We start from the raw sequence: 26,001 nt of genomic DNA, 5'->3' as shown, positions 1-26,001 counted from the left end.
TCCTCAGGATGAGATCGGTGCGTGTCTCGCGGCGATCGGAACAAAATTCAACCCGCTCTGGTTCTTCACCGCGATCCCTGATTAGAATGGGTCCCACTGATCACGCCCCGCTTGCTTCCGAGTCCTTGCCCGCATGTCCATGCTTCGCCTTTACACCCGCGTCCTCGAACTGCTCGGCAAGGAGGCGCGGCTGGGCTGGATTCTCGCCGTAGCCAACTTGCTGCTGGCCGGCGCGCAATTCGCCGAGCCGGTGCTGTTCGGCAAGATCGTCGACGTGCTCTCGGGCAAGCCGCAAACCGGGCCGCTGGCCACCAATTCGGCCTGGCCGCTGCTGGCGGCCTGGGTTGTCTTCGGCCTGTTCACCATCGCCTGCAGCGCCCTCGTCGCCCTCCATGCCGACCGCCTTGCACACCGTCAGCGCCAGGCGGTGCTGACCGACTATTTCGAACACATCATGCAGCTGCCGCTAACCTTCCACACCGGCACCCATTCGGGGCGGCTGATGAAGGTGATGCTGAACGGCACCGATGCGCTGTGGCGGCTCTGGCTCGCCTTCTTCCGCGAGCATTTTGCCGCCATCCTGTCCTTGATCGTGCTGCTGCCGCTGGCGCTTTACATCAACTGGCGGCTGGCAATCCTGCTCTTCGTGCTCTGTGTCGTATTCACGCTGCTAACTACGTTTGTGGTCCGCAAGACCTACGGCATGCAAAGCGACGTCGAGGCGCAATACAGCGACCTGTCAGCGCGCGCATCCGACGCGCTCGGCAATGTCGCGCTGGTGCAGAGCTTTGTGCGGATCGACGCCGAGGTGCAGGGCCTGCGCTTCGTCGCCGACAAGCTGCTCGCCGCGCAGATGCCGGTGCTCGGCTGGTGGGCGCTGGTGACGGTGATTACGCGCGCCTCCACCACCATCACCGTGCTCGCGATCTTCACCGTCGGCATATACCTGCATCAACGGGGAGAAACGACGGTCGGCGAGATCGTGATGTTCGTGAGTTTTGCGACGATGCTGATTCAGAAGCTCGAACAGGTGGTGAGCTTCATCAACAGCGTGTTCATGGAGGCGCCGCGCCTGCAGGAATTCTTCGACGTGCTGGACGCCGTGCCGGCGGTGCGCGATCGCCCCGGCGCGGTCGACACCGGGCGGCTGTCCGGGCTGGTCGAATTCCACGACGTCTCGTTTTCCTATGACGGCAAGCGGCCGGCGGTCGAGGATGTCACCTTCACCGCCCTGCCCGGCCAGACCATCGCCCTGGTCGGCCCGACCGGTGCCGGCAAATCGACCGCGATTGCGCTGTTGCACCGCGCCTTCGATCCGCAATCCGGCATCATCAAGATCGACGGCATGGATATCCGCGCGCTGAAGCTGACGGCGCTGCGGCGGAACATCGCCGTGGTGTTTCAGGAGGCGCTGCTGTTCAACCGCTCGATTGCAGACAATCTGCTGGTCGGCAAGCCGGACGCGACGGAGGAGGAAATGCGCGTCGCGGCAAGCCGCGCCCAGGCGCTCGACTTCATCGAGCGCAGCGAGAAGAAATTCGAGACCCACGCCGGCGAACGCGGCCGCATGCTGTCCGGCGGCGAGCGCCAGCGCCTGTCGATCGCCCGTGCGCTGCTCAAGGACCCGCCGATCCTGATCCTCGACGAGGCGACCAGCGCGCTCGACGCCGTCACTGAAGCCAAGGTCAACGCCGCGCTCGATGAGGTGATGAAGGGCCGCACCACCTTCGTGATCGCACACCGCCTGTCGACCATTCGCAACGCCACCCGTATCCTGATGTTCGACAACGGCCGCGTGATTGAAAGTGGAACTTTCGATGAACTGGTGGCCAAGGGTGGACGCTTTGCGGAACTCGCCAAGGCCCAGTTCATGGTGCACGAGAGCGTACGCGCCGGGATCGAGGTCAAATAACGCAGCCGGGAGCCGGGGCGAGTCAGATACCGCCGAAATTGCGCCCATTTCGTCCACCAATTAGTTGACAGGCCTCTGTTCTGGATCGGCAAGCCGGTATAGGTTTGCGCCCAGCCGCAACGCGACGGCGCCGGACACGCTTGAAACCCGAACGCTAGATCTTGAGAGGACCTCCTTTTCGAAGGCGGGTCTCAGAGGACCGGAACGGAAAAGTGCATTTTCTTCGCCCGCTGTTTCGCCATTCGTCGGTAAACTGGACGCTCCTCTGCGCCGCGCTTGTCGTGGCGGCGCTTGCCGCCGTGACGCCGCGCGCGGCCCGGGCCGAGGCGCTGCTGCTCGTCGAAGCCGACACCGGCAAGGTGCTGCAGGCCGACAACGCCACCATGCCGTGGTATCCCGCTTCGGTGACCAAGATCATGACCGCCTACGTCACGCTGAAGGCGGTGAAGGACGGGCGTCTCACACTCGACACGCTGCTGACGGTGTCGCCGGTCGCTGCCGCTGAATCGCCGTCCAAGATGGGTTTTCCTCCGGGCACCCAGGTCACCATCGATAACGCGCTCAAGATGATGATGGTGAAGTCGGCCAACGACATGGCCGTGGTGCTCGCCGAAGGCGTCGGCGGATCGGTCGACGGCTTCTCCGCGATGATGAACCAGACCGCGCAACGGCTCGGCATGACGCAGACGAGCTACGTCAATCCGAACGGCCTGCCGGCGGACGGACAGATCACCTCGGCGCGCGATCTCGCGATCCTGGCGCGTGCCGTCATTCGCGACCTGCCGGAATACGAATACTTCATGCACATCCCCTCGATCCGCTACGGGCGCAGGGTGACGCAGAATTTCAACAAGCTGATCGGGCGCTATCCCGGCGCCGACGGCTTCAAGACCGGCTTCATCTGCGCGTCCGGCTACAATCTCGTTGCATCGGCGACGCGCAACGGCAAGCGGCTGATCGCGGTGGTGCTCGGCGCCTCCTCCGGCCAGGCGCGCGCGGTGCGCGCGGCGCAGATGATGGAGCGCGGCTTCGGCGGAGGCGGGCTCGGCTGGCTGAAGCCGGCGCTCGGCACCGTCGACAATCTGGTCCCGGTCGATGCGTCGCCGCCGAACCTGCGCGATGAGATGTGCAACGGCAAACGCAAGCGGCCGGCCACCGACGAGGACGCCGATATTGTCGCCAGCAACGGCAACGCTGCGACGGGCGAGAGCGCCGTGACCTTCTTCACGGCGGGGCTGCAGCCGCCGGTCAAGCCTGCGGATATGCTGGCGGCCGCGCCGGAGCCCTCCGAACCCGTTCCGGTCTATACCGGTCCGACCAAGACCGGCGCCGCGTTGATCGCGGCCGTTGCCGCCGAGGCCGAGAAGCAGGCGTCGACAAGGCGCGGCAAGAAGTCGAAGATTGCCGCGAAGAAACCTGGCGCGGCGGTGGCCCAGACTGAGGCCAGCGCGAAGCCGGCCGCCAAGCCGGCTGCCGTCAGGCACGCCAACGCCAAGCCCGAAGCGGCTGCCAAGCCGGCTGCCGCCGCCGAGAAGAAGCCGGCCGCCAAGCCTGCGGCTGCCGGCGACAAGCCCGCGCCGAAGCCGGCCAAGCCAAAGGCCGCCGCTAAACCCAAGGGCGAAAACAAGCCAGCTGGTTAACGGGGCCGCGAAGCACCATAAATAGGCAGTTTTCCTGCCATTCGGCCGAACTATTCCAGAAGCGCGCAATACGTCGATAGCGCACAGCCGCTTGCCATCGGCGGCGGCATTCACAATACTGCCGAAAACAAGGCGTGCCCGGCCCGGAGCCAGCAGCAACCATCGCGTTTTCAAGCGAAGTGGGTGCCGGTTCGCGCGAAGAAAACGCGTCAAAACAAAAATCAGCACACGGATCTGATGCACTCAGGGCCGTGCTCGGAACCAGAGGGGAGATACCATGGAGCGGATCTGGCTCAAGCAATATCCGGCCGGCGTGCCAGCCGACATCGACGTCACGCAGTACTCGTCGCTGGTCGAGCTGCTGGAAGAAAGCTTCAAGAAGTTCGCCGATCGCAAGGCGTTCATCTGCATGGACAAGTCGATCAGCTACCGCGACCTCGATGAGATGTCGGCCGCGCTCGGCGCCTATCTGCAGAGCAAGGGCCTGCAAAAGGGCGCCCGCGTCGCGCTGATGATGCCGAACGTGCTGCAGTATCCGGTCTCGACCGCCGCCGTGCTGCGCGCCGGCTATGCCGTGGTGAACGTCAACCCGCTCTACACCCCGCGCGAGCTCGAGCACCAGCTCAAGGATTCCGGCGCGGAAGCCATCGTCGTGCTGGAGAATTTTGCCACCACCGTGCAGCAGGTGATCGCGAAGACCTCGGTCAAGCACGTGATCGTCGGCAGCATGGGCGACCTGCTCGGCTTCAAGGGCGTGATCGTCAACCTCGTCGTGCGCAAGGTGAAGAAGATGGTACCGGCCTGGTCGATCCCGGGTGCCGTCTCGTTCAACGATGCGATCGCGGCCGGCCGCAGCATCAAGCTCAACAAGCCGCAGCTCACGCGCGATGACGTCGCCTTCCTGCAATATACCGGCGGCACGACAGGCGTTTCCAAGGGCGCGACGCTGCTGCACAAGAACATTCTCGCCAACGTGCTGCAGAACGATGCCTGGCTGCAGCCGGCGTTGAAGAAGCCGCCGCAGGTCGATCAGCTCTTCATCGTCTGCGCGCTGCCGCTCTATCACATCTTCGCGCTGACCGCGTGCTTCCTGCTCGGGATGCGGGCCGGCGGCGTCAATCTGTTGATCCCGAACCCGCGCGACATGCCGGGCTTCATCAAGGAGTTGATGAAGTACCAGGTCAACAGCTTCCCGGCGGTCAACACGCTCTACAACGGCCTGTTGAATTCGCCCGGCTTCGACAAGGTCGACTTCTCCAAGCTGAAGACGTCGTTCGGCGGCGGCATGGCGACCCAGAAGCCGGTCGCCGAGAAATGGCTGAAAGTCACGGGATGCGCGCTGTCGGAGGGCTATGGCCTGTCCGAGACGTCGCCGACGCTGACCTGCAACCCGGCCGACACCGACCAGTTCTCCGGCTCGATCGGCATTCCCGTGCCGTCGACCTACATCTCGATCCGCGACGACGAGGGCAAGGGAGTGCCGCTCGGCCAGGCGGGCGAAATCTGCGCGAAGGGCCCGCAGGTGATGGCCGGCTACTGGAATCGGCCGGAAGAGACCGCGAACGTCATGACCGCGGACGGCTTCTTCCGCACCGGCGACATCGGCGTAATGGACGAGCGCGGTTACACCAAGATCGTCGACCGCAAGAAGGATATGATCCTGGTTTCGGGCTTCAACGTCTACCCGAATGAGATCGAGGAAGTGATCGCGAGCCATCCGGGCGTGCTGGAATGCGCCGTGATCGGCGTTACCGACACCAAGTCAGGCGAAGCGGTGAAGGCGTTCGTGGTCAAGAAGGACCCGAACCTCACGGCCGATGACGTCATCAAATATTGCAGCACGCAGCTCACCGCCTACAAGGTGCCCAAGCAGATCGAGTTCAGGACCGACCTGCCCAAGACCAATGTCGGCAAGATCCTGCGCCGCGAACTGCGCGACGAGAAAAAGGCCGCGGCCTGAGCGGGCCCTGCGGACTTTACGACATGACCGAGACGAACGTCGCGCCATCAGACATCCTGGCCTTCTGGCGCGACGCCGGCCCCGCTCGCTGGTACGAGCGCGACGACGCATTCGATGCCGAACTGCGCCGTCGATTTCTGGCTTTGTGGCAGAAGGCGTCGGCCGGCGACCTATCGTCATGGGAAGCGAGCGATGACGGCGCGCTGGCGCTCGTCATCGTGCTCGACCAGTTTCCCCGCAACATGTTTCGCGGCGATGCCAGGACCTATGCGAGCGACGCTCTCGCGCGCGAGGTGGCGCACCGCGCCATCGAACGCGGCGTCGACGCGCGGATCGATCCTGACTTGCGCCAATTCCTCTATCTGCCCTTCAACCATTCAGAGCACCTCGCCGACCAGCTCCGCTGCATCGAGCTGACGCGTGCGGCGGGGAATGCTGAAAACCTGAAATGGGCCGAGCACCATGCCGATATCATCCGGCGCTTCGGCCGCTTTCCCCACCGCAACCGCCTATTGGGCCGCACGACCACCCCCGAGGAGCAGGCCTTCCTGGACGAAGGCGGATTTGCGCCCTGATGACGCAAGCGTGAACGGCCTTGGCCGTTGCCGTTTCGGGCCGGCTCAATATTGTGCCGCCGGGCCGCTAGGGCTACAAAACAGCGCTCATTGAGGGAGAATTGACGATGACGATCCAAGTTGGCGACAAGCTGCCGGAAGCCAAGTTTCGCGTGATGACGGCGGAAGGTCCGCAGGTCAAAACCACCGACGACATTTTCAAGGGCAAGAAGGTGGCGCTGTTCGCCGTGCCCGGCGCCTATACCGGCACCTGCCACAAGATGCACCTGCCGAGCATCTTCCTCAACGCCTATGCCATCAAGGACAAGGGCGTGAATACCATCGCCATTGTCTCCGTCAACGACGCTTTTGTGATGAACGCTTGGAAGCGCGACACCGACCAGCGCGACGAAGCTGTCTTCCTCGCCGACGGCAATGCCGACTTCACCAAGGCGATCGGCATGGAGCTGGATGCGTCCGGCAACGGCCTCGGCATCCGCTCCAAGCGCTATTCGATGCTGGTGGACGACGGCGTCGTGAAGAAGCTCAACCTCGAGCCCGCGCCGGGCAAGGTGGAAGTGTCCGGCGGCGATACGCTGCTGGGGCAGCTCTGAGCTGAAGCGCGTCGTCGCGCGACGAAGTCGCCACACCAACGCTGTCGTCGCCCGGCTTGACCGGGCGATCCAGTACGCCGCGGCTTCTCGGCTTGATCTCGACCGTCTCTGGAATACTGGATCCCCGCCCAAGTGCGCAATTGCGCACAAGGCGGGGATGACGGCGCGTAGGATGGGTAGAGCGCAGCGAAACCCATCAACGCTGTGGACGCTTGCACGAATGGTGGGTTTCGCTTCGCTCTACCCACCCTACAAGTCTCGGGCTTACTTCCCCACCCTCTCCTGCAACCTGGCCATTGCCACGCCCTCGCGCGCCAACGCATCGGCGCGCTCGTTCTCGGCGTGGCCGGCGTGGCCCTTGATCCAGTGCCAGCGCACCTGGTGCGGCTTCAGCGCAGCATCGAGGCGCTGCCATAGCTCGACATTCTTGACGGGCTTCTTGTCGGCGGTGCGCCAGCCGTTGCGCTTCCAGCCGTGGATCCAGCCGGTGATGCCCTGGCGGACATATTGGCTGTCGGTGATGAGATCGACCACGCAAGGCTTCTTCAGCGCCTCCAGCGCCGAGATCGCGGCCATCAGCTCCATGCGGTTGTTGGTGGTGTGCGCCTCGCCGCCCTTTAATTCTTTTTCCTTGTCGCCGAAGCGCAGGATCGCGCCCCAGCCGCCCGGGCCGGGATTGCCCGAGCAGGCGCCGTCGGTGAAAACCGTCACATGGGGGAGTTCGCTCAAGCGGCAAATCCGGGCTGGGTCAGGCCGTAATCGCGCACGCTGGCGACGTTCTGGTGGAAGCGCAGCTTACGGACATATTCGAGGGGGTCCTTTGGCTTGACCAGCGCACCGGGCGGCACGTTGAGGAAATCGACCAGCCGCGTCAGCAGGAAGCGCAGCGCCGAGCCGCGCGCCAGCAGCGGCAACGCCTCCTGCTCGGCCTCCGACAATGGCCGCTCGCGGCCATAGGCATTAAGCAGCGCACGCGCCTTGGTGACGTTGAAAGAATGATCCACCTCGAAGCACCACGCGTTCAGGCAGATCGCGACGTCGTAGGCCAGGATGTCATTGCAGGAGAACGGGAAGTCGATCAGGCCCGACAGTTGGTCGCCGAGGAAGAAGACATTGTCGGGGAACAGGTCGGCATGGATGACGCCGAGCGGCAGGTCCTTCGGCCAACTCGCTTCGAGGTGATCGAGCTCGCGCGCGATGAAATCCTGCAAACCCGGCGCGACGCTGTCGGCGCGCGGAGCGGCGGTATCGAACAGCGGCCGCCAGCCGCCGACCGAGAGCGGGTTCTTGCGGAACATCGGGAAGTCGTGCCCCGCCAGATGCATTCTGGCGAGCGCCGCGCCGACGCCGGTGCAATGCGTGACGTTGGGCCGCCGCGGCCACATGCCTTCGAGGAAGTTGATGATTGCTGCGGGCCGCCCGGCCAGCTCGCTATAGACCTCGCCCTTGCGGTTTCGGGCAGGCTGCGGGCAGCGCACGCCGCGCTCGGCCAGATGCGCCATCAGCGACAGGAAATACGGCAGATCGTCCACTGCCACGCGCTTCTCATAGAGCGTGAGGATGAACGCGCCCTTGCTGGTGTGCACCAGGAAGTTGGAATTCTCGACGCCCTCGGCGATGCCCTTGTAGGAGAGCAACTCGCCGATGTCGTACCCTTTCAGGAACTCCGCGAGGTCTTCGGCGGCGACGTCGGTGTAAACCGCCATGAGGGACCTTTAGGCAGCGTCTGGCCGCACCGAACGCGGCAGCGGGAAGAATTCGTTCTCCTCCGCGGCCGACACCGTCTCCACATGCAGCTCATAACGCTCGGCAAAGGCGCCCATGATCTCCTCGACGATCACTTCCGGCGCGGAGGCGCCGGCGGTGATGCCGAGGCTCTTGATGCCCTCGAAGCGCGACCAGTCGAGATCGCTCGCGCGCTGCGCCAGCACCGAAATCTTGCAGCCTTCGCGCTCGGCGACCTCACGCAGCCGCTGCGAGTTCGACGAATTCGGCGCGCCGACCACAATCAGTGCATCGACCACCGGCGCCACTTTCTTCACCGCGAGTTGGCGGTTGGTGGTGGCGTAGCAGATATCTTCCTTGTGCGGGCCGTTGATGTTCGGGAACCGCTCCTTGAGCAGCGCCACGATCTCGGCGGTGTCGTCGATCGACAACGTCGTCTGGGTCACGAACGCGAGGTTGTCCGGGTCCTTCGGCGTAAACGTCTTGGCGTCCTCGGCGGTCTCGATCAGCGTCACCGCACCCTGCGGCAGCTGGCCGAGCGTGCCGACCACCTCGGGGTGGTGCGAATGCCCGATCAGCAGGATTTCACGGCCGCGCTTGAAATGGATGGCGGCCTCGCGGTGCACCTTGGTGACCAGCGGGCAGGTCGCGTCCAGCGAGAAGAAATTGCGCGATTTGGCCTCGGCCGGAACCGATTTCGGAACCCCATGGGCGGAGAACACCACCGGGGCGTTGGTATTGTCGGGGATTTCGGCAAGTTCCTCGACGAAAATCGCGCCCTTGGTCTTCAGGCTGTCGACCACGTAGCGGTTATGCACGATCTCGTGCCGGACATAGACGGGGGCACCATAGATGGTGAGCGCCCGTTCGACGGTATCGATGGCCCGCACCACCCCGGCGCAAAAGCCACGGGGAGAACAAAGCACGATTCTGAGGTCTGGTTTGGCTGACATCGACACAGGAGGCATGGGGGTTATCTCGGGACCGAATCACCCCTAGCCGGCGGGCTGGGAACGGCCAATTCGAATAAGGACTTGGGACTGCTTTGGGTCTGTGTCAAGGCACTTTAGCAGACCATTGCGCCGATGGGGCCGGAAGGCTTATATAAGCGTTGAATTCCCGTCATCACCGATGACCATAGGCTTCGCCTCCGAAAGAGGTGGGCGAGGCACAAAGGAGATTTGCCATGAGCAATGCACCGCTGATGCCCAAGGCGACGGCCGTGTGGCTGGTTGACAATACCGCTCTGACCTTCGACCAGGTGGCCGATTTCACCAAAATGCATCCCCTCGAGGTCCGTGCCATTGCCGACGGTGACGCCGCCCAGGGCATCAAGGGCATGGACCCGATTTCGACCGGGCAATTGACCCGGGACGAGATCGAAAAGGGTGAAAAGGACCCGAATTACCGCCTCAAGCTCGGCGAGAGCAAGGTCGTGCTGCCGCCCGCCGCCAAGAAGAAGGGCCCGCGCTACACCCCGGTATCGCGCCGCCACGAGCGTCCCAGCGCGATCCTGTGGCTGGTCCGCAACCACCCCGAGTTGAAAGACGCGCAGATCATGCGCCTGGTCGGCACCACCAAGACAACCATCGCGAGCGTGCGCGACCGCACCCACTGGAACGCCTCGACGCTGACCCCGATGGACCCGGTGACGCTCGGCCTGTGCTCGCAGATCGAGCTCGATTTCGAGGTGCAGCGCGCGGCCAAGGAAAAGCCGGTGCCGGCGGCCTATGGCGGCGCCACCCTGCTGCCGGCCTCCGAGACCACGAAGAAGGAGCCGGAATTCGAGACGAGCGAGAAGAGCGAAGACGATCTCAACGTCGACGCTGTGTTCGCCAAGCTCAAGACGATCGGCGGCAAGAAGCAGCACGACGACGAGGAGTAAGGTTTTCGGCTGCGGCCGACATCAGGCGCGGCGGGGCAACCTGCCGCGCTTTTTTGTTTGGCGGGACCTTTTGTTTGGTGGGACTTTGTGTTTGGCGGGAGCTGGCGCTCAGCCGTATTTCAGCTTCATGAACAGGATGCCGCCGGCCAGGACGATCGTAATGGCATTGGCGACGATCAGCGGGACATCGCCGGAAAGCAGGCCGTACACCAGCCAGAGCACGAGGCCGAGCAGCATGACGAGGAACATGCCGAGCGAAATGTCCTCGGTCGAGCGGGTTCGCCAGACCTTGATGAACTGCGGGGCGTAGGCAAGGGTCGTGCACGTTGCGGCGGCAAACCCCAAGAGCTTGATTACGATCGGTTCCATGCCGACTTATAGCATCGATTCGAAACTTGTTTCCCGCAGCGGGAAGGATGCGAAGAATCTCCTCAGGTCAGCGCGATGTCGTCGTCGATCTCGTGCACCAGACTGATGCTGTCGATCGTGAGTACCATCTTTGCCGACAGTTTCTCGTTTCCCTTTAGCTTGCCGGATTCAAGCGCATCGCGCACCGCCTTTTCGATCTCGCGCTGCGAGGTGACGCCGACTTGCTTGAGAAACTTGCGCAGGCTGGCGTTGAATACGTCTTCATTCATGAGAGCCTCCTGATCACGGCCTGACGGGGTTGTTGAGCATCTGCTCGGCCATATTGCGCTGGGCGCGGTCGGCGCGGGCATTGGCATTGCCGCGCTGCACGTCGCGGTTCTTGCGACAATTGACGTATTCGTTCGAGCCGACCGCGACATTGTTGGCGCGGCAGAACGCGTCGTCATCGGCGCTGGAATCGACCATGGTCGGCTGGCCGCGTTCGAGGCAGCCGGTGAGTAGCGGGGCGGCCAAGAGGAGCGCAATGAGGTGCTTTGCGGGTCCAAATTGCATTCGCAGGCTCCGTTTCTTTCATCTCGTCATTGCCGGGCTCCTGTCCCCGACTTGATCGGGGATGACCCGGCAATCCATCGAAAAGATGGCAGCTTGCTTTGAAGAGGATGGATGCCCGGGTCAAGCCCGGGCATGACGAGCAGGGCCGGGCGTGGAACCTTACACCCTGCCCTTCAGCGCATCGCCGATCTCATCCAGCACCTTCGGATCCTCGATCGTGGCCGGCATGGTCCAGCTCTCGCCGTCGGCGATTTTCTTGATGGTGCCGCGCAGGATTTTTCCCGAGCGCGTCTTCGGCAAACGTCCGACCGTGATCGCGAGCTTGAAGGCGGCGACGGGGCCGAGTTTGTCGCGCACCAGCGCCACGATCTCCTTCTCGATCTCGGCCGGCATGCGCGTCACGCCCGCCTTCAGCACCAGGAAACCGCAGGGCACCTCGCCCTTGATCGCATCCTTGATGCCGAGCACCGCGCATTCGGCGACGTCGGGATGCGAGGCCAGGATTTCCTCCATGCCGCCGGTCGAGAGCCGGTGGCCGGCGACATTGATGATGTCGTCGGTGCGGCCCATCACCCAGACATAGCCGTCCTCGTCCTTGTAGCCGGCGTCCGAGGTCTTGTAGTAGCCGGGGAATTCGGAGAGGTAGGCTTCCTTGAAGCGCGCCTCCTGCTGCCACAGCGTCGGCAGGCAGCCGGGCGGCATCGGCAGCTTGATCACGATCGAGCCCATGGTGCCGGCTGCGACCGGCCTGGAAGCCTCGTCGACGACGTCGACCTGATAGCCCGGCATCGGCACCGTCGGCGAGCCGTGCTTGACCGGCAGCTGGCCTAAGCCCACCGGATTGCCGGCGATGCACCAGCCGGTTTCGGTCTGCCACCAGTGATCGATGACCGGCACCTTCAACTGCGCCTCCGCCCATTCCACCGTCGGCGGGTCGGCGCGCTCGCCGGCCAGGAACAGCGTGCGGAATTTCGACAGGTCGTATTTGCGGATGAACGCGCCGTCCGGATCTTCTTTGCGAATGGCGCGGAATGCGGTCGGCGCGGTGAACAGCGCTACCGCCTTGTGCTCGGAGATGACGCGCCAGAACGCGCCGGCATCAGGCGTGCCGACCGGCTTGCCCTCATACATGATCGAGGTGGCGCCATGAATCAGCGGGCCATAGACGATGTAGCTGTGGCCGACCACCCAGCCGATATCGGAGCCGCACCACCAGACCTCGCCGGGCTTGACGCCGTAGAGGTTGAACATCGACCATTTCAGCGCGACCAGATGCCCGCCATTGTCGCGCACGACGCCCTTCGGAATTCCCGTGGTACCGGAGGTGTAGAGAATGTAGAGCGGATCGGTCGCCAGCACCGGCGTGCACGGCGCGGCTTTGCCGGCCGCGAGCGCGGCGTCGCGGAGCGTTGCCCAGTCGTGGTCGCGGCCTGCGGTCAATTCGCAAGGATGCTGCGTCCGCTGCAGGATCACGCAAGCCTGCGGCTTCGCGCTGGAGAGTTCGATCGCGGCGTCAAGCAACGGCTTGTATTGCACGATGCGCCCGGGCTCGATGCCGCAGCTTGCCGACAGGATCAGCTTCGGCTTGGCGTCGTCGATGCGGGTGGCAAGCTCTTTCGCGGCAAAACCGCCGAACACCACACTGTGCACCGCGCCGATCCGTGCGCAGGCCAGCATCGCAAATACCGCCTCCGGCACCAGCGGCATATAGAGGATGACGCGGTCGCCCTTGGCCACGCCGAAATCGGCCATCACGGCGGCGAGCGTCTGCACCTCCTTGAGCATCTCGGCATAGGTGAATTTCGAGATGGAGCCGGTGAGCGGCGAATCGTGGATCAGTGCCACCTGCTCGGCGCGCCCGCCCGCGACGTGGCGATCCAGCGCGTTGTAGCAGGTATTGACCACCGCCCCGGCGAACCAGCTTCCATAGGCCCCCATCGAGGGGTCGAAGATCTTTTTCGCCGGCTCGATCCAGTCGATCTCGCGCGCCGCCTCGGCCCAAAACCCCTCCGGATCGGCGAGCGAACGGGCATGGACCTCGTGGTAGCGGCTGTTGCTCTGGATGTTCATGGCGCACTCCCGGTCGTTCGCCTGATGTCGTCACGCCCGGGGTTGTCCCGGGCATCCAAGTACTTGCTTCACTTCGAACACGGCAAGACGTGGATGGCCGGGACAGGCCCGGCCATGACGGCTGGACGAGTATTTATTGCACGCATTGTCACGGGAAGTTGCGCCAGATCAAGCCGTAATAGCATGACCCTTTGGCTAAATCTCACTGCCTGGCCATCGTATTAAGCTTCTCCAGCCGCTCTTCCATGGCGTGGCGGAGATCGTAGCCGCGCTTGCCGAACGAGGCGTTGCGCTTGTCGATGAAGTCGCGCTGCTGCTTCGTCAGCGCCAGCGCCGCGCGGTGGCTACCCGCTTCCGCATTGGCGATCACCCGCAGGAACACGTCGCTGATATTGCGGTCGAGCTGGGCGAGGCCGGGATCGGCGCAGATCGCCTTTTCGACCTGACGCTTGGCGGTGGCGCAGTTGAAGCTCGGCAGATTCTTCTGGTAGGCGAGCGAACCCAGCCGTTCGATCGCCTGCGCGACTTCCTTGTGGTTGACGGCGGCGGTGCTGTCGGAAGGGTTGAGACGGACTGCCTCCGCATAATCCTGCAGCGCACGGCCGCGGTCGCCCTTACGGGCCCAGGCCGAGCCGCGATTATTGTAGGCGCGCTGGAATTTCGGATCGAGTTTTAGCGCCGCGTCGTAATCGGCAATCGCGCGATCGTAATCCTTGCGCGCCTGATAGGCGTCGCCGCGATTGGTGAGGAATTTCGGCTCAGCACGCAGCTTGATCGCCTCGTCATAGTCAGCGATGGCGCGCGCATAGTCGCCATTGCCGGCGAGGTCGAGGCCGCGATTATCGAAGAATTCCGGCTGCGTCGGATCGATCCGGATCGCGGTGCTCACGTCCTCGATCGCCCTCTCCGTCCGGCCGAGCTTGCGGTAGGCCGCGGAACGGTTGCTATAGGTGCGGGCGCGGTGCGGCTCGAGACGAAGCGCCTCGTCATAATCGGCGATCGTCTTCTGATACTCGCCCTTGAAATACCAGGCAGCGCCACGGTCGGACAGCGCTTGCGCGAAATCGGGCTTGAGCCGCAGCGCTTCGTTATAGTCCTCGATGGCGCGGTCATATTTCCTGGCATTATTGAAGGCATTGGCGCGGTTGGCGTAACCGGTGGCATTGTCCGGCTCCAGCCGGATGGCCTGGTTCAGCGCTTCGAAGGCCGCGTCGAGCTTGCCGCTCTGGCGGAGAATTTCGCCGCGGGCGCGAAACGCGCGGGCACGGGTGGGGTCCTTGGCGATGACGGCATCGATCTCGGCCAGCGCCTGGTCGGTCTTGCCGTTGCCATGCAATGCGGCGGCGCGGGTGATGACGGCGTCGAGGCGGTCGCTTTCCGTCGTCGCCGGATTGTCGATCAGCGCGGTGCAGCTCTCGATCAGCCTGATGGGTTCGGCAACCGTCAGGGGCGCGCAGGTAACCGGTGGCTCGGCAGCCGTCTGGGCGCCGGCAGTTGCAGAAGTCAGAACGGCAAGGGCAAAGGCCGCGTTCGCGGCACATCGCGAAACAAATGATCGCATCATCGGCTCTTCAAAATAAATGAATGACGCGCGGTTATGCCGCGCCCGATCACTAGGTCGCCGCTGATCTTCCAAAGGTTCGAAGGCTCGGGGAGCGTCTACCCCCAATCGGACCAATACCGCCAGAAGCTCTGGGCCATCCATAAATCGGGGCCGAGCCCCTTGTCGCCCTTCCTGCGGCGCTATGTGTTGACCTGTATCCGCGCATAGCCTAGGGAGACCTCCATGAAACGCGCGATGCTCATTGTCACGCTTTGGTGGCTGGCCTTCTGACAGGGCGGCCGGACGTTTAATTGCATCTGGGGCCGCCGCAAGGGCGGCCTTTTGTTTTGATGATCCCCCATGCGGTGTTCCCTTCATCCCACAAGGACACCTCATGACCAGACCCGTTATTCTGACAGGCGACCGCACCACCGGCCCGCTGCATATTGGCCACTATGCCGGATCGTTGCGCAACCGTCTGCGATTTCAGGAGACCCACGAGCAGTTCCTGCTCCTGGCCCTAACCGACAATGCTCACGCCCCCGACAAAGTGCGGGTTGGTGTGATGGAGGTGGCGCTCGACTACCTTGCCGTCGGGATCGACCCGGCGAAGACCGCGATCTGCCTGCAATCCCACCTGCCCGCGCTGGCCGAGCTGTCGATGCTCTATTTGAACTTCGTGACCGTCGCCAGACTGGAGCGCAACCCCACGATCAAGGACGAGATTCGAGGCCGCGGCTTCGGGCGCGACATCCCGGCAGGCTTCCTGTGCTATCCTGCGGCGCAGGCGGCGGACATTACGGCATTCAAGGCGACCGTCGTGCCGGTGGGCGAGGATCAGGCGCCGCTGATCGAACAGACCAACGAGATCGTGCGCCGTATCAACACCACCGCCAAACGGGCCATCCTGCCAGAAGCGCAGGCTGTGATTCCGCAGGTGGGGCGGCTGCCGGGCATCGACGGGAAGGCGAAGATGTCAAAATCCGGCGGCAATGCCATCGCCCTTTCGGCCTCGCCGGACGAGATCGCGGCGGCTGTAAAGGCGATGTTCACCGATCCCAATCATCTGCGGGTCGAAGATCCCGGACGAGTGGAAGGCAACGTCGTCTTCACCTATCTGGATGCTTTCGACGAGGACCGCGCCGCGCTGGAAGAGCTGAAGGCGCAGTATCGGAGGGGAGGAATAGGCGACAGCAAGATCAAGCGCCGCCTCGAAGACATCTTGCAGGCGCTGATTGCACCGACGCGAGAACGAAGGACGCAACTGGCTAACGATCCGGCTTACGTGCTCGACGTGATTCGCCATGGTACGGAAACGGCGCGGAGCCGAACCGAGGCAACGAAGCGCGAAGTTGTCGAAGGCCTCGGACTGTTCATGTTGTAAGCCAGAAGCTAGTGCCCATCGATCCCGTTAATCTGTTGCAGGCGCTCCAGCATCGCCTTTTTCAGATCATAGCCGGGCCGGCCGTATTCCCTGTTGCGGCGGGAGATGTATTCCTCCTGCTCTCGCCGTAGCTTGCGCGCCTGCTGTGGGGTCATTTTTTCGGCGACCGCCCGCTGATAGGAGCCCTGCACCTCGCGATCGAGATCGGCGAGTTCGGGATTGGCGCAGATCGCCTTCTCCACCTTGCGGCGGGCGGTGGCGCAATTGAAGCTCGGCTTGCCGGCGACCGCCTTCAAGGCGCCCTGCCGCTCCGCCTCCTGCGCCAGTGCGCGATGGTTGGCCCGTGCGGCGGCATGATCGGGATTCAACTTGATCGCCGCGGCAAAATCCGCCACCGCCTTGGGCAGATCGCCCTTCCGGCGCAACAGCTCGCCGCGCGCGTTGTGAACATCGGCCTGCGCGGAATCGAGCCGCAGCGCACCGTCATAATCTGATATCGCGCGGTCGATCATGTCCTTGCGCTCATAGGCGGTGGCGCGCGCGATCAGCGCCTTGATGCGATCTGCCTTCTCGGTCTTGGCGTTGTCGATCAGTGCGCTGCAGAGATTCACGGTCTTGTCGTGGTCCGGCGCAAGCGAGGCGGCAAGACAGGGCGCGGGATCGATGCGCAGATCCTTGACCGGCTCGGCGCCGGTCGCAAATGCAGCTTGGCTGCAGATCATCGACAGCAGTAACGCTGCCAGCAGGCTCTGGATGTCGGGATGACCTCGCATCGATGGGTCCGCAAATACGCTTTCAACTGCTGCCGTTCTAGCAAGGCCCGTACTTCGCCGACAACGGCCGGCTTGGCGTTTCCCTTTTCATCCCGGGGGACAGATTTTGGCCGAACGGTGGCGCGCGAGAGAAGTGAACTCCTTCACACGCGAATGGATACTCTTCGCCATAAAATTTGCCGTGAACCTTCTGCTGATTTCCCGGACTCAATAACCATGACCACGTTGACCGACCTCAATCCGCCGCGCGCCATCGCGCAATCCCAAACCCGCTACTTCTATTTCTACATGGCTCTGGCCTGCACGGCCGTCGCCTTCCTCGGCTTCGCGCCGACCTATTGGCTGCCGCTGGCGCAGCGGTCATTCTCGGCATCACCCGTCGTGCATTTTCACGGCCTGTTGTTTTTCGCCTGGTCGCTCTACTTCGCGTTTCAGAGCTGGCTTGCCGCATCCGGCAAGATTACCCGGCACCGCTCGATCGGCATGATCGGCATCTCGCTGGCGACCGCCATGACGATCTTCGGCTTCCTGGTTACCGTCAATGCGATGAAGCGCTCGGCGGCTGCTGGGCTCACTGAGGATGGAATCGCCTTTGCGATTGTTCCGCTAAGCGGAATTCTATTCTTTGCCGTGGTCTTCGCGCTGGCCATTGCATCGATCCGTCAGCCGGAAACCCACAAGCGGCTGATGCTGCTGGCCGGCATTTCGCTGCTGGATGCCGCGGTCGCGCGTTGGTTTCTCACCTTCCTCGCGTCTCCCGGCCCGCTCGGCCCGCCGCCGGTGCCGGTGACCATTCCGCCCGCCATCGTCGCCTATCTCTTGCTCGTCGTTGCCATCGTGTTCGACTGGCGCACGCGTGGCCGCCCCCACCCGGTCTATGTCTATGGCGGCATCGCGCTGATCGCGATCAAGTTCCTGAACTGGCCGATCAGCCTCTCTCCGCTGTGGCATTCGTTCGCCGGCGGCATATTGGCGATGGCGCAGTAGCGCACGGACGGGAATACCTTCTTGCCGGTTGTGCTAGATTGATGGCGACATCGATCTCGACCGGCAGGGAATTCCAAATTTGCTAGCATTCGAATGGATCATCGGGCTGCTGCTCGGCGCGGTGCTGCTCTCCGCGCTGGCACGGCAGCTCAACGTGCCCTACCCGACCTTTCTGGCGCTCGGCGGCATGCTGCTGGCCTTCGTGCCGTCAGGGCCGCGCTGGATGCTGGAGCCCGAGCTGGCGCTGGCGCTGTTCGTGGCGCCGGTGCTGCTGGATGCGGCCTTCGACACCTCGCTGCGCGACCTCCGCAACAACTGGCTGCCGGTCGCCACGCTCGTCCTTGTCGCCGTCGGCCTCACCACCACCTCGGTCGCGGTGCTGGCGCACTGGCTGGTGCCTGATATGCCCTGGGCCGCGGCGGTCGCGCTCGGCGCCATCGTCGCCCCACCCGATGCCGCGGCGGCCACCGCAATCCTGCGCCAGGTCAACCTGCCCTACCGCCTGCTCAAAATTCTCGAGGGCGAGAGCCTGCTCAACGATGCCAGCGCGCTGTTGATCTACCGCGTCGCCGTCGGCATCGCGACAGCCCATCATCTGCGATTGAGCGAGTTTGCGCCCTCGCTCGGCTTGGCGCTGGTCGGAAGCCTGCTGGCCGGCTATCTCTGCGCCCGGCTCTGGCTGCCGCTGACGCACCGGATCACGGAAGCGCCAAGCGCGATCATCGTGCAATTCGCCGGCACGTTTACGATATGGATCGTGGCCGAACATCTCGGGCTATCGGGCATTCTCACCATCGTCGCCTATGCGATCACGCTGGCGCGCACCGCACCGGCGCAAATGCCGGCGCGGCTGCGCGTGCCGACCTATGCGGTGTGGGAGACCGTGGTCTTTGTCCTCAACGTGCTGGCCTTCGTGCTGATCGGCTTGCAGTTGCGCCCCATTTGGGAACGGCTCGATGATCCCGTGCGCTGGAAGTACTGCCTGGTCGCCGGCGCCGTGCTCGGCATTGTCATCCTGACGCGCATCGTCTGGGTGATGTTTTATGGCGTGGTACTGCGGTTCGTGATCGCGCACGGTCTTCTCCGCACCAAGCCGCCGACAACGGCTCCTACCGTTAGAGGAGGCATCGTCGTCTCCTGGTGCGGCATGCGCGGCATCGTTACGCTGGCGGCGGCGTTCGCGCTGCCCGAAAGCTTTCCCTATCGCGACCTGATGCTGCTGACGGCGTTCACGGTGGTGCTGGGATCATTGGTGATCCAAGGCCTCACGCTGCGACCGCTGATCATAGCGCTGCGGCTGAAGGATGATGATCCGGTGAAAGCGGAAGTGGCGCATGGCCGCGCGGTGGCGTACCGGGCGGCGCTGGAGGAGATCGACGGCGATCCATCCGAGGAAGCCGAACTGCTCCGGCTCGAATACCGCGCGCTGCTGCTGCGCGCCGGCGATGACGGCGGCGTTGCCAGCGGCGAACTGCCGGCCGACCCGCTGCGCCGCCGCGCCATTCGCGCCGCCCGGCAATCGATCCTCACCTTGCGGGAATCCGAGGCGATCGGCGACGATGCGTTTCACCAGCTCGAGGAAGAACTGGACTGGGCCGAAATGAGCGCGCGGGGCTGACCTCGTCGTCCCGGCGTTCGCCGGGACGACGAGTGAATGGCGGTAGCGCCTAGGCCGACTTCACGGTGATCCCGCCGTCGACCGCCAGCTCGATGCCGGTGATGTAGCGGGATTCATCGGAAGCGAGAAACAGCGCGGCATTGGCGACGTCCCAGGCATCGCCCATGTGCCCCATCGGCACCTGCGCGTCGCGCGCCCGCCACATCGCCTCGACGTCGCCGCCGGAATAGCTGGCCGCCAGCCCCGCCGAATGCGCGACCATCGGCGTCTTCATCAGGCCGGGCAGGATGCAGTTGACGCGGACATGGTCTTTCGCGAACTGCACGGCGGTGGTGCGCGTCATCTGGTTCATCGCCGCCTTCGAGGCACCATAGGTGACGTAGGAAATGCCGACATGGCGGATCGAGGCGATCGAGGAGATGTTGATGATCGAGCCGCCGCCCTGCTTCTGCATGATCGGGATGACATGCTTCATGGCGAAATAGGCGCTCTTCAGATTGACCGCGAACACGCGGTCCCATTCCGCCTCGGTCACCTCGACGACGCTGCCCATCTCAGCGATGCCGACATTGTTGTCGAGCACGTCGATGCGGCCATAGGCCTTCAGGCAGGCCGCCACCATCGCCTCGACCTCGGCCTCGCGCGAGACGTCGGCGGTGAAGGCGCTCGCCTTGCCTCCCTCCCCGGTGATGATATCGACGGTCTCTTGCGCCGCGGCAGCGTTGCGGTCGACGCAAAATACCTGCGCGCCCTCGCGCGCGAAGGTTACGGCGGTCGCCTTGCCGTTACCCCACCCGGGGCCGATCGAGCCCGCGCCCACAACCATCGCCGTCTTGCCCTTGAGCCGTTCCATCGACCTTCTTCTCCCTGATTAGGTTGCTTTCTTGTAGCCCGGACGCGCGTAACCTCATCCGGGAGTCCAGCTTGGCAGTTTTCCCGGATATCGCTTTGCTCATCTGGCGAGCCCGGGTCAAGCCTCCGAAAAGCTAACGAGATGCGCGCGATATAGGCCTACAAGGCCCTTGCCACGGTTACCCAAAATGGACTGAATGCGCCCGCGAAAGGCCCGCGAAAGCCGGGTCTGGGAAGTTAACGGGTCCCGGGGAAAGCATGGCTCAAGACAAGACAACGCCGCCCAATGACGAGGTCGTCGCGGTTTCCGACGAAGCATTGCAAAAAGCGGAAGCCTTCGTCGAGGCGGAAGAAGGCGCGGCCAACCGCCTGATGGGGTGGGCAGGAAAGATTTCGACCACGATTGCCGTGGTCATGAGCCTGTTTCACCTCTACGCGGCCTATGCCATCGTTCCGACCCAGGAACTTCGCTACACCCACGTCGCCTTCACGCTGGTCCTGAGCTTCCTGCTGTTTCCGCTGGCGACACGTTTTCGCAACCGCGTGCGCTGGTGGGACATCGTGCCCGGCATTGTGGCGGTCGCGACCATCGTCTACGCGCTGTGGGGCGGCGAGGATTTCACCGACCGTGCCACTACGCCTGATCAGTGGGACGTGATCGTCGGCATCGTCTTCATCGTGCTGCTGCTGGAGGCGACGCGCCGCACCACCGGCGCGATCATGCCCGTGGTGTCGCTATTGTTCATCGCCTATGCGATGCTCGGGCCGTATCTGCCGGCGCCATGGACCCATCGCGGCTACGACCTGGCCCGTCTGGTCGGCCACCTCTTCATCACGCTGGAGGGCATTTTCGGCGTCGCCGTCGACGTGTCGGCAACGCTGATCATCCTGTTCACGATCTATGGCGCGTTCCTGCAGCATTCCGGCGCCGGAAAATTCTTCATCGATTTCTCGTTGGCGCTGATGGGTGGCAAGCCGAACGGCGCCGGCCGCACCGTAGTGCTGTCGTCGTTCCTGCTCGGCGGCCCCTCCGGATCGGGAGTCGCCACCACCGTGATGATCGGCACCGTGGCCTACCCGATGATGGCCAAGGCGGGCTTCGAGCGAAACGCCGCGGGCGGCCTGCTCGCCGCCGGCGGGTTAGGGGCGATCCTGTCGCCGCCGGTGCTCGGCGCCGCCGCGTTCCTGATCGCCGAGTTTCTCAAGATCAGCTATCTCGACGTGATCTGGATGGCGACCATCCCGACCTGTCTCTACTACATGTCGCTGCTGTTCATGGTCGAACTGGACGCCAAGAAGTTCGGCGCCAAGGATGTCACCTTCAAGCCGGAATTGTCGCTCGGCGAAATGACCAAGCGCTACGGCTTCCACTTCATCTCGCTGCTCGCCGTCGTGGTCTTCATGGTGATCGGCTATTCGCCGACGCTGTCGGTGTTCTATGCCATCTGCGTCACGTTCGCGCTGAGTTTCCTGCGCAAGGAGACCGCGCTGATGCCAGCCAAGCTGGTGAAGGCGCTGGCCGACGGCTCGATCGGTGCGCTCAATGCCGCCGCCACCTGCGCCTGCGCCGGCATCGTCGTCGGCGTTGTCACGCTGACCGGCCTGGGGCTAAAATTCTCGTCGATCGTCATCAGCTATGCCGGCGGCAGCCTGCTGCTGACCGCGATCTACACCTCGCTGATCGTCTGGATCATCGGCCTCGCCGTGCCGGTGACCGCTTCCTACATCATCTGCGCCGTCATCGCGGCACCCGCGCTGATCAAATTAGGCGTGCCCGATTACGCCGCGCACATGTTCATCTTCTATTACGCGGTGCTGTCAGAGGTGTCCCCACCGACCGCGCTGTCGCCGTTCGCGGCGGCCGCCATCACCGGCGGCGATCCCTACCGGACCACGCTGCAATCCTGGAAATATACGCTGCCGGCGTTCCTGGTGCCGTTCGTGTTTGTGCTCGACCCGCAAGGCCCCGGCCTCTTGCTGTCGATCCCGAAGGGCGGATCGTGGATCGACATTGTCGAGATCACGATCAAGACCACCTTCGGCCTTTTGGCACTGGCGGCCTTTGCCCAGAACTGGGCGCTGCGACAAAATACAGCGGTCGAACGCGGCCTGCTTCTGCTATCCGGGTTGCTGCTGGTGTTCCCAAGCCTGATCGAGGCGATCGTCGAAGGGATCATCGGGCGCGATATCAGCTACACCTATGTACCGGGCCTGATCATCGGCCTCGGCGTGGTGCTGTGGCAGGCAAGAACACGGTCGCCCACGCGGCCGGCTCTAACAACATAAGTCAGGGAAGCGATTGAGGATGAAAACAATGAAGAAGACCGTAGCCATACTGGCCATGACGATTTCTGCCGCGTTCGCCTTCGCGGGCGCGGGCCATGCGCAGCAGAAGACGATGTCGATCGGCACCGGCGGCACCGGCGGCGTCTATTACCCGCTCGGCGGCGCCGTCGCCAACGTGCTCTCGAAGAACCTTCCCAACGTGCAGGCCACTGCGGAAGTGACCGGCGGCTCGGTCGACAATCTCAAGCTGATCGGCGCGGGGAAGAGCGAGATGGGCTTCACCATGGCCGATGCCGCACTCGACGCTTTGCAAGGGCAGGACAAGTTCAAGAGCGGCAAGGTGCCGCTGCAGGCGTTGCTCGTGGTCTATCCGAACCGCATGCATGTGGTGACGGTGGAAGGCCGCGGCATTAATACCATGGCCGACCTGAAGGGTAAGCGTGTTTCGACGGGATCGCCCGGCAGCGCCACCGAAGTGATGGCGTTCCGCGTCATCGAGGCCGCCGGCCTCGACAAGGACAAGGACATGAAGCGCGAGCGGCTCGGCGTTGCCGAATCCGTCAATGCGGTCAAGGACGGCAAGATCGACGCCTTTTTCTGGGTCGGCGGCATTCCGACCGCAGCGGTCACCGATCTCGCGGCAACCCCTGGCATCAAGATGAAGCTGATCGACCATGGCGATCTGGCCGAGAAGATGAACGCCAAATACGGCAAGCTCTACTCGCCGAGCAAGATCAAGGCTGGCTCCTATCCCGGCTACGACAAGGATAATTCCATCACCGAGGTCTGGAACCTGATCGTCACCGGCGACAAGATGAGCAACGAGGACGCCTACACCATCGTCAAGACGCTGGTGGAGAAGAAGGCCGACATCGTCGCCGTGCACAAGGAAGCCGAGAGTTTTTCGCTCGACAATCAGGTGCAGGAGCGTTCGCCGATTCCGTTCCATCCCGGCGCGCTGAAATACTTCAAGGAAAAGGGCATCGGCGGCTAGCTTCGCCGTCCCGCGCGGAGCGGAAGCGATAAATTCAACATAGGCCGCGGCTGAACAGCCGCGGTCTTTTTTTGGGACGCAGGGTTGCGTGCGCTGCATCATTGCTGCTCCTGCGAAGGAACGCGAACAGATTTTCGAGCAGGGATGCTCTCAAGACGCCGACGTCGCGGCGTCGACGCGCGCCACAGGCGTTAACATGCGGCGCTGATCAATTGTTGCGCGGGCAAGGCATCCGCGCGGCGAAGTCCAATGAAATCAACCGATCGGCTACCCGACGGGGCCTGAGCCGCAACCTCGGGCAATCCCCTGAATGCATTATTCTAGTCGGCGGCTTTAACCCTACTGAAGTAATCATGTGAGCTGCCACAAAATTCCATGATTGCGACCTCAACGGGGATGTACCACTTGCGGCGGGGTAGCTGTTGGGAGGGCGGGATGGAGCAAATCGACTTCAGCGAGTACTCGCGCGCGGCGCATTTCGGGCATCGAAAGCTGACACCCAGGGCCTGTGTCGTCGACAGCAAGAAGCACCTTCGGCTGTTTCTTTCTGACGCACTCGAGGATCTCGGCTTCATCACCTGCGAATGCGGCCAGGCCGGCGATCTGGCCGGGCTGCTGCAGTCCGAGCAGCCGGATCTGATCGTGCTCAGCGTGTGCGTCGACGGGCTCAATGTCGGCGAAATTCTCGAAGCCATCGTCCGCAAGAATTTCGGCGGCAAGGTTCTCGTGATCGGTCAGCCGGATTCGATCATGGTCAAGGCGGTCAGGCAAATTGGCGAGGAGTACGGAATTGCCATGCTGCCTTCGCTTCCGACGCCGTTCGGCACGGCGAGCCTGCGCGCCACCGTCGCAGAGCTGTTGCCGGCCGAACCGGCGCCAAGCCCGGCGGTCGATGTCGCCGAAGCCCTGAAGGCCGGCTGGCTCGAATTGTGGTATCAGCAGAAGATCAATGCGCGCACGCTGATGCCGAACGGCGCCGAGGCGCTGGTGCGGATGCGGCACCCGGCATGGGGCGTGGTCCCGCCGGCCTACTTCATCCCCGACGACAAGGATCCGCATTTTCGCGCGCTCTCCGAGTTTGTGGTTGGGCGCGCGATCGAGGACTGGCGCTATCTCCTCGAGAGCCAGGGTCCGGTCGATCTCTCGGTCAATCTTCCTGTGACATTCTTCGGCAATGCCGAAGCGGTGCGCGACCTCTGCCGCGCCATGCCTGTCCACCCCGCCTTCAGGGGGCTCGTGATCGAGATCGAAAGCAGCGAAGTCATCGATCATCCGGAGCTTGCAGTCGACGCCGCGCGGCGCCTGCGCCTGCACAATATCGCGATCGCCATCGACAATGTCGGCGCGGAGTGGCCGTCGCTGATGGAGCTCGGCCATTTTCCGTTCGCCGAGCTGAAGGTCGACCCGAAATACATCAATGGCTGCGCGGACAACCGGCTGAAGCAGACGGTATGCCGGCGCATCATCGAGCTGGCCCGCGACAACGAAGCTCGCGCTGTCGCCCTGGGTATCGAGACCCGCGCCGATTACCTCGCCGCGCACGATATGGGCTTTGACCTGGTCCAGGGTCAGTTGTTCGGCAAACCGGCGGCGGTGCGGAAATTCGCCCGCTCCCGCCCGCAGCTCGCAGTCGCCGGCACCTCCTGAGCCGGGCTCACTCAAATTTCATGTCGATGCATTTCGCGATGTCGGAGCCGAGGCCGGACGAGATGATGATGCAGCCGCGCACCTTCAGGACATTGTTGTCGCTGGCCCACACCGCATAGCCGCCGGGCCCGAAGAACGAATTGGTGTTCGGCGACTCGGTCTCCGTGGCGTCGAACGAATAGTCGCCGTCGGTATCGAAGATGCGCGGCTTTTTGGCGCAGCTGCCGTCGGCCTGCACGTTGATCACTTCCTTGTTGTCGCGCGTCAGCGCCAGCGAGACCTGGCAGCGGAAATATTCCGAGGTCTTGGTGTTGAACACATACGCATAGGACTTGCAGGTCGAGGTATTGAGCTTGCCCGCGCTCAATCCTCGGCTGCAGGCAATCCGCTGATTGTTGGACAGCTTGAAATTATCGGCCGCTGCGGAAGCGAGCGTCATGAATGACAGCGCAACACCGAGACCGATCTTCATGACGTGGTTCATCCGAATCATCCCCCTGAACTTTTTCCGCATTGCATGCTTGTAGCCGGAAAGGCGAAGATAGTCGCGAAGTCGAAGGCGGGAAATCACAAAGTCTAAATCACAAGGTCTCAAGGGCGGCGTGATGCGTCGAAGGTGCCAATTGACGGCACAGC

The 26,001-nt window shown here is 63.4% G+C and carries 23 protein-coding genes; 12 read left to right on the top strand and 11 right to left on the bottom strand.

Annotated features, from left to right (window positions below):
• Positions 1-133: 133 nt before the first annotated feature.
• The 5 genes from QA643_RS04210 (at position 134) to QA643_RS04190 (ending at position 6,680) form a co-directional block, all read left to right on the top strand.
• Positions 134-1,912: a glucan ABC transporter ATP-binding protein/ permease gene (locus QA643_RS04210; protein ID WP_283031949.1), complete on the top strand. Its 1,779-nt coding sequence runs from the start codon at positions 134-136 to the stop codon at positions 1,910-1,912.
• 212 nt (positions 1,913-2,124) lie between these two features.
• Positions 2,125-3,552: a D-alanyl-D-alanine carboxypeptidase family protein gene (locus tag QA643_RS04205; RefSeq protein WP_283031948.1), complete on the top strand. Its 1,428-nt coding sequence runs from the start codon at positions 2,125-2,127 to the stop codon at positions 3,550-3,552.
• Positions 3,553-3,829: 277 nt separating this feature from the next.
• Positions 3,830-5,512, top strand: a complete 1,683-nt coding sequence (locus tag QA643_RS04200; RefSeq protein ID WP_283031947.1) for a long-chain fatty acid--CoA ligase — start codon at positions 3,830-3,832, stop codon at positions 5,510-5,512.
• A 23-nt stretch (positions 5,513-5,535) separates the two neighbouring features.
• A complete protein-coding gene (locus QA643_RS04195; RefSeq protein ID WP_283031946.1) occupies positions 5,536-6,087 on the top strand; it encodes a DUF924 family protein in 552 nt (183 codons plus the stop codon).
• A gap of 107 nt (positions 6,088-6,194) precedes the next feature.
• A complete protein-coding gene (locus QA643_RS04190; protein ID WP_057854710.1) occupies positions 6,195-6,680 on the top strand; it encodes a peroxiredoxin in 486 nt (161 codons plus the stop codon).
• A gap of 264 nt (positions 6,681-6,944) precedes the next feature.
• Here the strand turns inward: QA643_RS04190 and rnhA are convergent, their stop codons facing one another.
• The 3 genes from rnhA to ispH are packed head-to-tail and all read right to left on the bottom strand — an operon-like array spanning position 6,945 to position 9,358.
• On the bottom strand, positions 6,945-7,409 hold the full coding sequence (rnhA, locus tag QA643_RS04185; protein WP_283031945.1) for a ribonuclease HI: 465 nt from the start codon (positions 7,407-7,409) through the stop codon (positions 6,945-6,947).
• On the bottom strand, positions 7,406-8,386 hold the full coding sequence (locus QA643_RS04180; RefSeq protein WP_283031944.1) for a homoserine kinase: 981 nt from the start codon (positions 8,384-8,386) through the stop codon (positions 7,406-7,408). The genes rnhA and QA643_RS04180 overlap by 4 nt, the downstream gene beginning before the upstream one ends.
• 9 nt (positions 8,387-8,395) lie before the next feature.
• The gene (gene ispH / locus QA643_RS04175; RefSeq protein ID WP_283034708.1) at positions 8,396-9,358 is read right to left on the bottom strand and encodes a 4-hydroxy-3-methylbut-2-enyl diphosphate reductase; all 963 of its coding nucleotides are present in this window, start codon (positions 9,356-9,358) and stop codon (positions 8,396-8,398) included.
• Between the two features lie 233 nt (positions 9,359-9,591).
• Here ispH and QA643_RS04170 point away from each other — a divergent pair, with 233 nt between their 5' ends.
• On the top strand, positions 9,592-10,290 hold the full coding sequence (locus QA643_RS04170) for a cell cycle transcriptional regulator TrcR (RefSeq protein WP_283031943.1): 699 nt from the start codon (positions 9,592-9,594) through the stop codon (positions 10,288-10,290).
• Between the two features lie 108 nt (positions 10,291-10,398).
• On the opposite strand, the gene QA643_RS04165 is transcribed toward QA643_RS04170, so the two are convergent.
• From QA643_RS04165 to QA643_RS04145, 5 genes are all read right to left on the bottom strand, one after another.
• Positions 10,399-10,659, bottom strand: coding sequence for a SemiSWEET transporter (locus tag QA643_RS04165; protein WP_283031942.1), 261 nt, complete (start codon positions 10,657-10,659; stop codon positions 10,399-10,401).
• 62 nt (positions 10,660-10,721) lie between these two features.
• Complete coding sequence (locus QA643_RS04160; RefSeq protein WP_283031941.1) at positions 10,722-10,928, bottom strand: DUF6494 family protein; 207 nt, start codon at positions 10,926-10,928, stop codon at positions 10,722-10,724.
• A gap of 13 nt (positions 10,929-10,941) precedes the next feature.
• Complete coding sequence (locus QA643_RS04155; RefSeq protein WP_283031940.1) at positions 10,942-11,211, bottom strand: hypothetical protein; 270 nt, start codon at positions 11,209-11,211, stop codon at positions 10,942-10,944.
• A 159-nt stretch (positions 11,212-11,370) separates the two neighbouring features.
• A complete protein-coding gene (locus tag QA643_RS04150) occupies positions 11,371-13,281 on the bottom strand; it encodes a propionyl-CoA synthetase (RefSeq protein ID WP_283031939.1) in 1,911 nt (636 codons plus the stop codon).
• 202 nt (positions 13,282-13,483) lie between these two features.
• A complete protein-coding gene (locus QA643_RS04145; protein ID WP_283031938.1) occupies positions 13,484-14,842 on the bottom strand; it encodes a tetratricopeptide repeat protein in 1,359 nt (452 codons plus the stop codon).
• Between the two features lie 376 nt (positions 14,843-15,218).
• Here QA643_RS04145 and trpS point away from each other — a divergent pair, with 376 nt between their 5' ends.
• Positions 15,219-16,208: a tryptophan--tRNA ligase gene (gene trpS / locus QA643_RS04140; protein WP_283031937.1), complete on the top strand. Its 990-nt coding sequence runs from the start codon at positions 15,219-15,221 to the stop codon at positions 16,206-16,208.
• Positions 16,209-16,216: 8 nt separating this feature from the next.
• Here trpS and QA643_RS04135 read toward each other — a convergent pair whose 3' ends face one another.
• Positions 16,217-16,930: a tetratricopeptide repeat protein gene (locus QA643_RS04135; protein ID WP_283034707.1), complete on the bottom strand. Its 714-nt coding sequence runs from the start codon at positions 16,928-16,930 to the stop codon at positions 16,217-16,219.
• A 267-nt stretch (positions 16,931-17,197) separates the two neighbouring features.
• Here QA643_RS04135 and QA643_RS04130 point away from each other — a divergent pair, with 267 nt between their 5' ends.
• On the top strand, positions 17,198-17,968 hold the full coding sequence (locus QA643_RS04130; RefSeq protein WP_283031936.1) for a hypothetical protein: 771 nt from the start codon (positions 17,198-17,200) through the stop codon (positions 17,966-17,968).
• Positions 17,969-18,047: 79 nt separating this feature from the next.
• The gene (locus QA643_RS04125) at positions 18,048-19,586 is read left to right on the top strand and encodes a sodium:proton antiporter (protein WP_283031935.1); all 1,539 of its coding nucleotides are present in this window, start codon (positions 18,048-18,050) and stop codon (positions 19,584-19,586) included.
• A 49-nt stretch (positions 19,587-19,635) separates the two neighbouring features.
• On the opposite strand, the gene QA643_RS04120 is transcribed toward QA643_RS04125, so the two are convergent.
• Positions 19,636-20,439: a glucose 1-dehydrogenase gene (locus QA643_RS04120; protein WP_283031934.1), complete on the bottom strand. Its 804-nt coding sequence runs from the start codon at positions 20,437-20,439 to the stop codon at positions 19,636-19,638.
• A gap of 257 nt (positions 20,440-20,696) precedes the next feature.
• Here QA643_RS04120 and QA643_RS04115 point away from each other — a divergent pair, with 257 nt between their 5' ends.
• The 3 genes from QA643_RS04115 (at position 20,697) to QA643_RS04105 (ending at position 25,365) form a co-directional block, all read left to right on the top strand.
• Entirely contained in the window at positions 20,697-22,724 is a 2,028-nt protein-coding gene (locus QA643_RS04115) for a TRAP transporter fused permease subunit (RefSeq protein ID WP_283031933.1), read from the top strand.
• Positions 22,725-22,752: 28 nt separating this feature from the next.
• A complete protein-coding gene (locus QA643_RS04110; protein ID WP_283031932.1) occupies positions 22,753-23,718 on the top strand; it encodes a TAXI family TRAP transporter solute-binding subunit in 966 nt (321 codons plus the stop codon).
• A 435-nt stretch (positions 23,719-24,153) separates the two neighbouring features.
• Positions 24,154-25,365: an EAL domain-containing response regulator gene (locus QA643_RS04105; RefSeq protein ID WP_283031931.1), complete on the top strand. Its 1,212-nt coding sequence runs from the start codon at positions 24,154-24,156 to the stop codon at positions 25,363-25,365.
• A gap of 7 nt (positions 25,366-25,372) precedes the next feature.
• Here QA643_RS04105 and QA643_RS04100 read toward each other — a convergent pair whose 3' ends face one another.
• Complete coding sequence (locus QA643_RS04100) at positions 25,373-25,849, bottom strand: hypothetical protein (RefSeq protein ID WP_283031930.1); 477 nt, start codon at positions 25,847-25,849, stop codon at positions 25,373-25,375.
• Between the last annotated feature and the right edge of the window lie 152 nt (positions 25,850-26,001).

The organism is Bradyrhizobium sp. CB3481 (assembly GCF_029714305.1).
Classification (GTDB): Bacteria; Pseudomonadota; Alphaproteobacteria; order Rhizobiales; family Xanthobacteraceae; genus Bradyrhizobium.
The sequence above is the reverse complement of the archived record's forward strand: the minus strand, read 5'-3'. Positions and strand labels throughout refer to the sequence as shown.